The organism is Limnobacter sp. (assembly GCF_964228395.1).
GTDB lineage: Bacteria > Pseudomonadota > Gammaproteobacteria > Burkholderiales > Burkholderiaceae_B > Limnobacter.
Window position 1 is genome coordinate 1 of the sequence record NZ_CAXQZX010000077.1, and the last position, 11,216, is coordinate 11,216.

Sequence of the window (11,216 nt, forward strand, 5' to 3'; positions counted from 1 at the left end):
CAGGGTGCCGTCGAGCTGCATCTACCCGACGAGCTCTACGCGGCTGCAACAAGTCTGGGGGAAGATTTGAAGTTCCTGTTCATCGTGTCTGACATCCAAATTGCTCGTGCAAACGAGGAAAAAATTGTGGTGAGCACCGCCCAAGGGGAGAAGTGCGAGCGCTGCTGGCATGTTCGACCCGACACTGGGGCAGATCCGGAACACCCAGGCATTTGCGGGCGCTGTGTCAGCAATTTGTTCGGTGAAGGTGAGGTACGCAAGCATGTCTAAGCCCGCAGCAGTTCAGCCCACTCAAAAAGCGCAGGCCGCACTCAAGCCCCCCCGCAAATCCATATTGCCGTGGCTGGGTTTCTCGGTCGTGCTCATTTTGCTCGACCAAATCACCAAGCTTTGGGTGCAAGCCCGGCTCGATTTGGGTGCGGTTGTTGAGGTCACTTCGTTTTTTAATCTTGTTCATGTGCTCAACCCTGGAGCTGCATTCAGTTTTTTGGCAGACCAGTCGGGTTGGCAAAAACATTTCCTCTCTGCCGTGGCGGTGGTGGCCAGCATCGTTATTCTGTTCATGATGCGATCATCCAGCCACCGAAAATTCTCCATGATTTGTTTGGCCAGCATTTTGGGCGGGGCCATCGGCAACCTCATCGACAGGCTTTTGCATGGCGCTGTGATCGACTTTCTCGATTTCTACGTGCAGCACTACCATTGGCCCGCTTTCAACGTGGCCGATGTGGCCATCACCGTGGGCGCAATTGGACTCATCATTGACGAACTATTCTTCAATCGCCAACAATCCAGGTAACCACACCAAACGGACCCACCAGCCATGCCCACTGCAGACTTGCCAACGTTGCCAGGCCTTCAAAACTTGAGGCTCGTCTTGGGCGTGTGTGGAGGTATTGCTGCGTACAAATCAGCCGAGCTGCTTCGTTTGCTGGGCAAGCAGGGCTGCAAGGTTCAGGTGGTGATGACCCCGGCTGCCACTCAATTCGTCGCTCCCCTCACCTTCCAGGCCTTGAGTGGTCAACCAGTGCATGTTTCCCAGTGGCCCGAGGGCGCCGCCGACCGTGGCATGCCTCACATCGACATCAGCCGTGCAGCCGACTTCATGCTGATCGCGCCCTGCACCGCCAACAGCATCGCCAAATACGCCCACGGCTTGGCCGATAATTTATTAGACAACCTGGTGCTGGCACGCAATTGCCCCATCGCCGTCGCCCCGGCCATGAATGTGGAAATGTGGAACAATGCCGCCACGCAACGCAACCTTGCACAACTGCGAGCCGACGGCATGCACGTGTTTGGGCCCGCCGCTGGCGAGCAAGCCTGTGGCGAAGTGGGACAAGGCCGCATGCTAGAACCTTCCGAGCTGGTCTATGAGTTGGCTAGGGCTGTGTCCCCAAAGCCACTGGCGGGAAAATCCGTGTTGATCACAGCCGGCCCCACCTTTGAAGCCATCGACCCGGTGCGAGGCATCACCAACCGATCCAGCGGAAAAATGGGCTACGCGTTGGCGCAGGCAGCCTGGCTGCTGGGCGCGCGCGTCACCATTGTGAGTGGACCCACGGCGTTGGCCACGCCTCACGGTTGCGTTCTTCAATCCGTCGAGTCCGCCAAGCAAATGCACAGCGTTGTGATGGAACAACTGAGCCAACACGACTGCTTCATGGGTGTGGCGGCTGTGGCTGACTACGGCATCAAAAGCCCCAGCGCCCACAAGCAAAAAAAGACTGAGGGCGCGGCCCCCGGCCTGGCCATTGAGTTCGACTTAAACCCCGATATTTTGGCCGATGTGGGTGCCATATCCCAACGCACAGGCCAACCGCGCACCGTGATCGGCTTCGCTGCCGAAACCCAGAACCTCGACGAATACGCCACCCAGAAACTACAAAAAAAACGGGCTCACTACATCATTGGCAACCTGGCGCAACATGCTCTTGGGGCCGACCAGGTGGAGCTAACGGCCTACAGCGCCGATCGAGCGCCTGTGCGCCTACCCAAGTTGCCCAAACTGCAGGCGGCGATTCAACTTCTTGAACACCTTGTTATTTAACCCTTTCGAGCCTTGCACATGACCATCCCAGTAGAACTGAAAATCCTCGACCCGCGCATGAACGAGCAGTTGCCCAGCTACGGCACACCGGGTAGCGCAGGCCTGGACTTGCGCGCTTGCCTGGATGCCCCCCTCACCTTACAACCCGGTCAGGCTGAACTGGTGCCCACCGGCTTGGCGATGCACTTGGGTGACCCTGCTTATTGCGCCACCATTTTGCCGAGGTCGGGTTTGGGTCATAAAAAGGGGCTGGTGCTTGGAAATTTGGTCGGCCTCATCGACTCCGATTACCAGGGCCCACTGATGGTATCGCTGTGGAATCGCAGTGCCGTGCCAGTCACAGTCGAGCCCATGGAGCGAATTGCTCAGCTGGTCATATTGCCGGTGGTACAAGCCAGTTTTAATGTGGTCAACGAATTTACACCTTCTGCACGCGGTGAAGGTGGTTTTGGAAGCACCGGCACCCGCTGAATCGTTTTGTAAACCTGCTGTAGCGGAACTTCCAACACGCGATCAACCACGAAGGTGAATCGTTTGTTGCGAGTTCGCTCATGAAATCCAACGCACTCGGGGCCACCAGCGGCATCCCCACTGCCCCACTCACCAAAGCGAGGCAAACCTGGCCAGTTGGGCATGCCAATGCGGGGCACCTGCGCTGGGCCACTGGCGTGTTGTGCGCTATCTTAGCCAGCGTGGCCATATTCACCTTGCTTCAGTTCAAGCAAGCCGATCAAGCGCTCCAAAAACGTCGGCTCCTCGAAGCCGCCATGCAAGACCTCATTGTTCAAAGTGTGCCCCTGCGCCACCTTGAGGCAACCCACATTGCCCAAACAAGGCTCGCATTAGAGCAGCGTGGCTACACTTCCACACAAGACCTGCTCAACCAACTTTCAGCCCGGCTTGCAGTCATCGAGACCGTGGCGCCACAAACCACACCAATTCATGCACAAGCCAAAGCGCTTCGCAAGCAGCTACAGGCCCTCGATCAAGCCGTCTTGCCCCCAAGCCAACTGCCCCCACAACATCTGGACACCTGGTTCTCAACCTTGGCTCAGTTAAATACACACCTGAAGGCGCTAAGCCTAGAACAAGACCAGGCAATGGCGACACTTCAACGCAGCACCATCGTGTTGGCGCTTGCAGTGCTTGGGTGCTGCGTGACCTATGTTGCACAGTCACTGTGGCGTCACTCCCGCTTTAGAAAGCGCCTGCTGGGTGAACTTCATCGAATCACCCAGCAAGCCCGAACCGACCCACTCACGGGTTTGCTTAATCGCAGGGGCTGGCAGCATGCCACCTCGCAGCACTTGCTCGCCACAAGCCGCCAAGCAGGCAGCAAAACCAGCATCGCCATTCTCGACATCGATTATTTCAAGCAATACAACGACACCTATGGCCATGGAGCGGGGGACACCCGTCTACAAGTGTTTGCCGACCTGTTGAAAATGAATTTCCGCCCCGGCGACTGCATTGCCCGCATCGGCGACGAAGAATTCGCAGTGTTGTTACACAATTGCAACGTGGCCGATGCCAAGCGCATCGTGGATCGCATGAGAGCCCAGGCCCCCAGTGAAGTGGGGTTTTCAGCGGGCTTGGCTGAATACGACGCAAAACTCAGCATCAGCCAGATCATGGCCATGGCCGATCAGGCGTTGTACCAAGCAAAAAAGAAAGGCCGCAATCAAAGCGTGGTGGCCAACAAAAACTAAACTGCCCAAGCAAAGGTCAACAAAAAACCCCGCACCAATACTGATGCGGGGTTTTTGATGTGACAGCTTGGAAGCGGCTTAATCCACCGCTACTTCAGTGCCATTCTCTGACTCTTCGCCGGCGGCACCTTCCGAGAAGGTAAGCACAACCTCATCCTTGCCATCGTCGTAATCCACGGACACCTTGCCACCGTTAACCAACTTGCCAAACAGCAGTTCGTCCGCCAAGGCTTTGCGAATGGTGTCTTGAATAAGACGCTGCATAGGGCGCGCGCCCATCAAGGGGTCAAAGCCTTTCTTGGCCAAGTGCTTGCGCAAAGCATCGGTGAACACCGCATCCACTTTCTTCTGGTGCAATTGCTCCTCGAGCTCCATCAAGAACTTGTCCACCACTCTCAGGATAATTTCCTCGTCCAGGGCGCGGAAGGAGATGATCGAGTCCAAGCGGTTGCGGAATTCAGGCGTGAACATGCGCTTGATGTCTTCCATCTCGTCGCCCTGCACTTTGGCCTCCATAAAGCCAATGCCACGCTTGGTCAAAGCCTCGGCACCCGCGTTGGTCGTCATGATGATGATCACATTGCGGAAGTCTGCCTTGCGACCGTTGTTGTCGGTCAAGGTGCCGTTGTCCATCACCTGCAACAAAATGTTGAACACATCGGGATGAGCCTTTTCGATTTCATCGAGCAACAGCACACAATGCGGCTTCTTGGTGATGGCCTCGGTCAGCAAACCACCTTGGTCAAAACCAACGTACCCGGGTGGCGCGCCAATCAAACGACTCACCGCATGGCGCTCCATGTACTCGGACATGTCGAAACGCAGCAACTCCACGCCCAATATAAACGCCAGTTGCTTGGCCACCTCGGTTTTACCCACCCCGGTGGGACCGCTGAACAACAACGAACCAATCGGCTTGTCGGCCTTGCCCAAACCTGCACGCGACATTTTAATAGCCGCTGCCAGCGCATCAATGGCGGGGTCTTGACCAAACACGGTGGCTTTCAAATCCCGGTCGAGGGTAGACAGCTTGTTGCGATCGTCGGTGTTGACCGACTGAGGCGGAATGCGGGCAATTTTGGACACGATGTCCTCAATATCCCCTTTGGTGATGGTTTTGCGCTGCTTGCTCTTGGGCAAAATGCGTTGCGCGGCACCGGCCTCGTCAATCACGTCAATGGCTTTGTCTGGCAAATGGCGGTCATTGATGAACTTGGCTGACAGCTCCGCAGCCGCGGAAATGGCCGCGCTGGAGTACTTCACGCCATGGTGATCTTCAAAACGGCTCTTCAAACCGCGCAGAATTTCGATGGTTTGCTCAACGGTGGGCTCGGACACATCGATTTTCTGGAATCGGCGTGACAAGGCGTGGTCTTTCTCGAAAATGCCGCGGTATTCGGTGAATGTGGTCGCACCAATGCACTTGAGCTGACCAGAGGACAAGGCAGGCTTGAGCAGGTTGGACGCATCCAGCGTGCCGCCCGATGCAGACCCAGCACCAATCAGCGTGTGGATTTCATCAATAAACAAAATGGAATCCGGGTTGGCCTTCAACTGCTTGAGCACCGACTTCAGACGTTGCTCGAAGTCACCGCGGTATTTGGTGCCAGCCAGCAAGGCGCCCATGTCCAGGGAATGCACTTGGGCACTCTCAAGAATTTCGGGCACATCGCCTTTTACAATGCGCCAAGCCAAACCCTCGGCAATGGCTGTTTTACCCACACCGGCCTCGCCCACCAGCAAGGGGTTGTTTTTACGGCGGCGGCACAGCACTTGAATAACACGCTCAACTTCCTGCTCGCGACCAATCAGGGGGTCGATCTTGCCATCTTTGGCCATCACGTTGAGGTTTTGGGTGTACTGGTCCAGGGGCGATTGCTTGTCGCCGGTGGTTTGTGCGGCCTCAGCTTCTTGCTCCTGATTTTCGTTTTGCTGGTTTTCCTGCTTGGGAGCTGGGGCCTGAGGCGTTTTGGTAATGCCATGCGAAATGTAATTCACCACATCCAGGCGTGTAATGCCCTGCTGATGCAGGTAATACACGGCGTGGGAATCCTTTTCGCCGAAAATGGCCACCAGCACATTGGCGCCGGTAACCTCTTTTTTGCCATTTGACGTGCTTTGCACATGCATGATGGCACGCTGAATCACACGCTGAAAACCCAAGGTGGGCTGCGTGTCGACCTCGTCTTGGCCCGACACCACGGGTGTGTTGTCTTTGATAAAGTTTTGAAGGTTTTTGCGAATCTCTTCGATGTCGCACGAACAGGACCTCAACACCTCGGCTGCAGAGGGGTTATCCAACAAGGCCAGCAGCAGGTGCTCCACCGTGATGAATTCGTGCTTTTGCTGACGGGCGTCAACAAAAGCCATGTGCAAACTTACTTCCAACTCTTGCGCAATCATGTTTCCTCCATCACGCACTGCAGCGGGTGTTGATGCTGCCTTGCGAAACTGCTTACCAGCTCGACCTTGGTCGAGGCAATGTCTTTGGGATATACACCGCAAACCCCTTTGCCCTCACGATGCACTTTCAGCATGATTTGGGTGGCCTGCTCTCGTCCCTTACCAAAAAACTTCTGCAAAACAATCACAACAAATTCCATGGGCGTGTAGTCGTCGTTCAGTAAAACGACTTGGTACATCGGGGGCAGCTTCGCTTTTTGCGTCTGCGCTTCAAGAACGGTTGATGGACTGTTTTGCGAACTCATAACTTCATTGTAATCACTTCTAAGGGGCATGCAACAAGGATTAGAGACCATTCCGCAGCCTTTATTGAAGGCTAGAAATTTCGCTGAAAAGCGGGTGACATATCCTGTTGAAAATTATGCAAATCTGGCTTTTGAAAATCAATTTCCGAATGGGTGGATTCGACCCCTTAAAAACGGTTACTTCTTGGACATGGGGTCGGCTTTGTCTATCACAAGGGGTAAACCCTTAAAAAATGTATTGATTGTATGGTTGACCCGCGCCACAACTGGCCAAAGAATAGTGTTCAAGCCGTTCTTAGTCGGCGAGTGATTGGGCTTTCCCAAGGGCTCCCAATCGTAGTATCAGTTTTTTGAAGGAGGTCTCGCGATGGCGACCGGTACCGTTAAATGGTTCAATGACGCAAAAGGTTTTGGCTTTATTACCCCTGATCAGGGCTCAGACGAGCTTTTTGCACACTTTTCCGCTATCCAGGCATCTGGGTTCCGCACCTTGAAGGAAGGTCAAAAGGTTTCTTTCGAAGTGGTCGATGGCCCCAAGGGCAAGCAGGCTCAAAACATCACTGTCATGGACGCCACAAGCGCCGCTTGACCAACGCTTTCAAGCAAGCATAAAAAAAGCCGGCCCCAAGCCGGCTTTTTTGTTTGGGGCACATCGAATTACATGTTTTCGATCATCACCTTGCCAAAGCCAGAACAGCTCACCTGAGTAGCGCCATCCATCAGTCGTGCAAAGTCGTAGGTCACCTTTTTGGATGCGATGGATTTTTCCATGGATGTCAGAATGAGGTCAGCTGCCTCGGTCCAGCCCATGTGGCGCAGCATCATTTCTGACGACAGAATTTGCGAACCGGGGTTCACATAGTCTTTGCCGGCGTATTTGGGTGCTGTGCCATGGGTGGCCTCAAACATTGCAATGGAGTCAGACAGGTTGGCACCGGGGGCGATACCGATACCGCCCACCTGTGCGGCCAAAGCATCAGAGATGTAGTCACCGTTCAGGTTCATGGTGGCGATCACGCTGTATTCGGCTGGGCGCAACAAGATTTGCTGCAGGAAGGCATCCGCAATCACGTCCTTGATCACGATGTCGCCATGGGCCGCCTTGATTTTCATCCAGGGGCCACCGTCGAGCAGCTCGGCGCCAAACTCGCGTTGAGCCAGTTCGTAGCCCCACTTGGCAAACGCACCTTCGGTGTACTTCATGATGTTGCCCTTGTGGACCAGGGTGACTGAGGGCTTCTTGTTGTCAATGGCGTACTGGATTGCCTTGCGGAACAAACGCTCGGTGCCTTCTTTGGAAATGGGCTTGATGCCAATGCCCGAGGTTTCTGGGAAGCGAATCTTGGTTACACCCATTTCTTCCTGCAAAAACTTGATCAGCTTTTTGGCCTTCTCGCCTTGCGCTTCGTATTCAATACCCGCGTAAATGTCCTCGGAGTTTTCCCGGAAAATCACCATGTCGGTTTTGTGGGGCTCTTTGACCGGGCTGGGTACGCCTTGGAAGTAGCGCACGGGCCGCAGGCAAACGTACAGGTCGAGCTGCTGGCGCAGGGCGACGTTAATGGAGCGAATGCCTCCGCCGACAGGCGTGGTCAGCGGGCCTTTGACAGAAACCACGTATTCTTTCAACACTTCGAGGGTTTCGTCGGGCAGCCACACGTCAGGGCCGTACACCTTGGTTGATTTTTCGCCGGCGTAAATTTCCATCCAGCTGATTTTGCGCTTGCCACCATAGGCCTTGGCCACGGCCGCGTCCACCACATCAATCATCACGGGGGTGATGTCGAACCCTGTGCCGTCTCCTTCAATGTAAGGAATGATGGGTTGATCGGGCACGTTCAAGGAGTAGTCGCTGTTGACGGTAATCTTCTCTCCGACGCTGGGTACTTTAATGTGTTGGTACATGGTCTCTCCGCTGCTTCTTGGGGGTGTTAGAGGGAACACTCTAGTGTATCCGCTCCGCCTCGAAATCACAATTATTCCGCAATATGAAACGCCATTCCTCATGGCGTTATGGCACTATAATAACTTGATCTTCTTGCAGTTCTCTGACGGTCACGACCTTTTCAGGCTTTAGCACCGCATGACACACCATACATTTAAAAACATCACCGCTGCAATCGCCACGGATTGGCCAAGGCAGGCAAATCGAGTTGCAAGGTTTGCCCTGCTGATGTGGTTTGTCAGCCTACAGGCTGCATGCGCTGCCCCCCTCGCGGTGCCACCCAATTTTCTGCCCGCCGCAGTTGTGCACATCCGGGGTGTCGAGATTCAGGCCGAAGTGGCCAACACACCAGCCACGCGGCAAACGGGATTAATGCACCGCAGAAGCCTTGAAAAAAACCATGGCATGCTGTTTGTGTTCGAAGGCCCGCACATCCAGTGCATGTGGATGAAAAACACCTTGATTGACCTGGATGTGGCCTTTATTGATGAATCGCTCAACATTGTGAACATCGAAACGATGCGGGCTGGCACCACCCAAATTCACTGCTCAACACAGCCTGTTGCACTGGCGCTTGAAATGAACGCCGGGTGGTTTGCACGAAATGGGGCCGGGCCTGGTACGCGGGTGGATTGGGCGATGGCCAAATAGACGTTGTGGTTCTTGTAAAAAAAACGGCCCAACACATTGTTGAGCCGTTTTTAATTTGCTTGGGTGCTACATCACGATGGCGTGATTAGCCCTCGAAGTTCTTGGAAACGAATTCCCAGTTCACCAAATTCCAGAAGGTTTCTACGTACTTAGGACGTGCATTGCGGTAGTCGATGTAGTAGGCGTGTTCCCACAGGTCGCAGGTCATCAAGGGTTTGTCTTGCGTGGTCAGGGGAGTGGCGGCATTGCTGGTGTTGACGATATCAACGGTGCCGTCGGGCTTCTTGACCAGCCATGTCCAGCTTGAGCCGAAGTTGCCTACAGCGCTTTTGCTGAAAGCTTCTTTGAACGCATCAAAGCTGCCAAATTTGGCGTTGATGGCCTCGGCCAATTTACCAGTGGGTGCGCCGCCACCGTTGGGCGACAGGCAGTGCCAGTAAAAAGTGTGGTTCCAAATTTGAGCAGCATTGTTGAATACACCGCCTGTTGATTTTTTTACGATGTCTTCCAGGCTGGAATTTTCGAATTCAGTGCCCTTGATCAAGTTGTTCAAGTTGGTCACGTAAGCAGCGTGGTGCTTGCCGTAATGGTATTCCAGGGTTTCTTTAGAAATGTGGGGCGCCAGGGCGTCCATGGCATATGGCAATTCGGGCAATGTATGTTGCATGTCAAGTATCCTCTCTCACTTCAAACATCAGAATGGGTTAGCTGGGGGCATCTCGTGTGTTTTCAAGACAAATTCTATCCTGATTTTGCGCCACCGCCTGCGCTGCTGGCCCCAGCCCGGGCTTTGCCTTCTACGGTTAACATCAATTTGCCATCGGCCAACGTGGCCACCACTGCATCGCCTGGCTTTGCGGAGGCAGCCCGTCCCAGCACCTCGCCGCTGGGCTGCTTTTGTAAAAAGGCAAAACCACGATCCAGGGTGCGTTGGGGAGAAGCCGCTTGCAATACACCAGCGACTTGCGACAGGCGTGTCTCCAAGCGCTCAAGATTTCGACGAAGCCCAACGCTGTGCGCCAGAACTTGTGAATCAAACACGCGCTGTTGGTGTTGAATGGTCTGCCGGGCCGCCACGGTCATAATCGCTTGTTGATGAAGCAGCGTTTGCTGTTTGAATTTGATGCCTTGCACCAAGGCCGAGGGCAAGCGCGCGGCCAGTCCATTCAACCGCGCCCCGAGCGCCTGTACATACGCGGTAGGGGTCACCAAACCGAGCTCTGCGCGGTCCACCGCCTGGCTCCAAGCCAACCATTGTTGCCGGGCCCGGCGGCCAAGTTGTTGCGATAACCGGTCAATGTGGGCCAACAGCTCTTGGGTGGGGGCACTCACCAACTCCGCAGCGGCCGTGGGCGTGGCGGCGCGTACATCGGCAGCCAATTCGGCCAAGGTGACGTCCGACTCGTGCCCCACCCCAACAACAATCGGGGTGTGACAAGCGGCCACAGCACGCACCACTTCTTCCATATTGAAGCACCAGAGGTCTTCCAGGCTGCCACCGCCACGGCATAACACGAGGGCGTCGTGGCCTGCCGCATCTGCCTTGCCCAGGGCCAGGGCGATCTGCGATGCAGCCAACTCGCCTTGGACTGGCGTGTGGTAGACCGTGTATTGCACATGGGGGCACCGGCGCTTCAAGGCTTGCCGCACATCGGCCAAGGCTGCCGCCTGCAAGGAGGTAACCACGCCGAGGCTAAAGACCATGCCGGGCAAACGGCGCTTGCGATCTGAATCAAACAGGCCTTCTTGGGCCAAGCGATTTTTGAGCTGAAGGTACTGCTCGTGCAAACTACCCTGACCGGCCTTGCGCATGACCTCAACAATCAGCTGAAGCTCGCCCCGCTGTTCGTAAATCGCCAATTGCGCCAGCACCTCCACCTGCTCGCCCACCACGGGCCGAAAGCCAGCCAACACATTTCGGGGCCGAAACATCACGGCTTTGATCTGCGCTTGCGCGTCTTTGAGCGTGAGGTACCAATGCCCCGAAGAAGCCGGGGTGAAGCTGGCGATTTCACCTTTTAGGCGCACGGCCGAGTGATGTTGCCGCAATTGATCATTGAGCAAACGGACAAACTGGCTAATGCTAAAAATGGGTTTGGGGTCAATCATTTATCGACAAACCATGGACTCGGCGAGGTACATTTCCACAACCG

At 55.0% G+C, this 11,216-nt stretch carries 12 protein-coding genes; 7 read left to right on the forward strand and 5 right to left on the reverse strand.

The features are described from left to right. From ACEQU8_RS05895 to ACEQU8_RS05915, 5 genes are all read left to right on the forward strand, one after another. Positions 1-270: zinc finger domain-containing protein (locus ACEQU8_RS05895; protein ID WP_370262228.1), on the forward strand; the 270-nt coding region annotated here is incomplete at its 5' end. Beyond that, positions 263-799 (forward strand): signal peptidase II, encoded by a 537-nt coding sequence (gene lspA / locus ACEQU8_RS05900; protein WP_370262230.1) that lies wholly within the window; start codon positions 263-265, stop codon positions 797-799. The genes ACEQU8_RS05895 and lspA, both read left to right, overlap by 8 nt. Positions 800-823: 24 nt before the next feature. Beyond that, on the forward strand, positions 824-2,050 hold the full coding sequence (gene coaBC / locus ACEQU8_RS05905; protein WP_370262233.1) for a bifunctional phosphopantothenoylcysteine decarboxylase/phosphopantothenate--cysteine ligase CoaBC: 1,227 nt from the start codon (positions 824-826) through the stop codon (positions 2,048-2,050). A gap of 18 nt (positions 2,051-2,068) precedes the next feature. Continuing rightward, positions 2,069-2,521: a dUTP diphosphatase gene (gene dut / locus ACEQU8_RS05910; protein WP_370262235.1), complete on the forward strand. Its 453-nt coding sequence runs from the start codon at positions 2,069-2,071 to the stop codon at positions 2,519-2,521. A gap of 80 nt (positions 2,522-2,601) precedes the next feature. Continuing rightward, the gene (locus ACEQU8_RS05915; protein ID WP_370262236.1) at positions 2,602-3,759 is read left to right on the forward strand and encodes a diguanylate cyclase domain-containing protein; all 1,158 of its coding nucleotides are present in this window, start codon (positions 2,602-2,604) and stop codon (positions 3,757-3,759) included. 78 nt (positions 3,760-3,837) lie between these two features. On the opposite strand, the gene clpA is transcribed toward ACEQU8_RS05915, so the two are convergent. After that, the gene (clpA, locus tag ACEQU8_RS05920; RefSeq protein WP_370262237.1) at positions 3,838-6,162 is read right to left on the reverse strand and encodes an ATP-dependent Clp protease ATP-binding subunit ClpA; all 2,325 of its coding nucleotides are present in this window, start codon (positions 6,160-6,162) and stop codon (positions 3,838-3,840) included. Then, positions 6,159-6,467, reverse strand: coding sequence for an ATP-dependent Clp protease adapter ClpS (clpS, locus tag ACEQU8_RS05925; RefSeq protein ID WP_370262239.1), 309 nt, complete (start codon positions 6,465-6,467; stop codon positions 6,159-6,161). Before clpS ends, clpA begins: the two co-directional genes overlap by 4 nt. A gap of 367 nt (positions 6,468-6,834) precedes the next feature. Here clpS and ACEQU8_RS05930 point away from each other — a divergent pair, with 367 nt between their 5' ends. Beyond that, the gene (locus ACEQU8_RS05930) at positions 6,835-7,056 is read left to right on the forward strand and encodes a cold-shock protein (RefSeq protein ID WP_370262241.1); all 222 of its coding nucleotides are present in this window, start codon (positions 6,835-6,837) and stop codon (positions 7,054-7,056) included. A 68-nt stretch (positions 7,057-7,124) separates the two neighbouring features. Here ACEQU8_RS05930 and icd read toward each other — a convergent pair whose 3' ends face one another. Next, entirely contained in the window at positions 7,125-8,372 is a 1,248-nt protein-coding gene (gene icd / locus ACEQU8_RS05935; RefSeq protein ID WP_370262242.1) for an NADP-dependent isocitrate dehydrogenase, read from the reverse strand. Positions 8,373-8,550: 178 nt separating this feature from the next. Between icd and ACEQU8_RS05940 the strand changes: the two genes are divergently transcribed. Then, positions 8,551-9,063 carry a DUF192 domain-containing protein gene (locus tag ACEQU8_RS05940; protein ID WP_370262243.1) on the forward strand — a complete coding sequence of 171 codons (513 nt, stop codon included), beginning with the start codon at positions 8,551-8,553 and terminating at the stop codon, positions 9,061-9,063. 85 nt (positions 9,064-9,148) lie between these two features. Here the strand turns inward: ACEQU8_RS05940 and sodB are convergent, their stop codons facing one another. Next, positions 9,149-9,730: a superoxide dismutase [Fe] gene (gene sodB, locus ACEQU8_RS05945; RefSeq protein ID WP_370262245.1), complete on the reverse strand. Its 582-nt coding sequence runs from the start codon at positions 9,728-9,730 to the stop codon at positions 9,149-9,151. Between the two features lie 74 nt (positions 9,731-9,804). Beyond that, complete coding sequence (xseA, locus tag ACEQU8_RS05950) at positions 9,805-11,172, reverse strand: exodeoxyribonuclease VII large subunit (RefSeq protein ID WP_370262246.1); 1,368 nt, start codon at positions 11,170-11,172, stop codon at positions 9,805-9,807. Positions 11,173-11,216 lie beyond the last annotated feature (44 nt).

Excerpts from the sequence above, each read along its gene's own strand:
- lspA (WP_370262230.1), top strand. The coding sequence starts at position 263 with ATGTCTAAGCCCGCAGCAGTTCAGCCCACTCAAAAAGCGCAGGCCGCA.
- coaBC (WP_370262233.1), top strand. The coding sequence starts at position 824 with ATGCCCACTGCAGACTTGCCAACGTTGCCAGGCCTTCAAAACTTGAGG.
- dut (WP_370262235.1), top strand. The coding sequence starts at position 2,069 with ATGACCATCCCAGTAGAACTGAAAATCCTCGACCCGCGCATGAACGAG.
- ACEQU8_RS05915 (WP_370262236.1), top strand. The coding sequence starts at position 2,602 with ATGAAATCCAACGCACTCGGGGCCACCAGCGGCATCCCCACTGCCCCA.
- clpA (WP_370262237.1), bottom strand. The coding sequence starts at position 6,162 with ATGATTGCGCAAGAGTTGGAAGTAAGTTTGCACATGGCTTTTGTTGAC.
- clpS (WP_370262239.1), bottom strand. The coding sequence starts at position 6,467 with ATGAGTTCGCAAAACAGTCCATCAACCGTTCTTGAAGCGCAGACGCAA.
- ACEQU8_RS05930 (WP_370262241.1), top strand. The coding sequence starts at position 6,835 with ATGGCGACCGGTACCGTTAAATGGTTCAATGACGCAAAAGGTTTTGGC.
- icd (WP_370262242.1), bottom strand. The coding sequence starts at position 8,372 with ATGTACCAACACATTAAAGTACCCAGCGTCGGAGAGAAGATTACCGTC.
- ACEQU8_RS05940 (WP_370262243.1), top strand. The coding sequence starts at position 8,551 with ATGACACACCATACATTTAAAAACATCACCGCTGCAATCGCCACGGAT.
- sodB (WP_370262245.1), bottom strand. The coding sequence starts at position 9,730 with ATGCAACATACATTGCCCGAATTGCCATATGCCATGGACGCCCTGGCG.
- xseA (WP_370262246.1), bottom strand. The coding sequence starts at position 11,172 with ATGATTGACCCCAAACCCATTTTTAGCATTAGCCAGTTTGTCCGTTTG.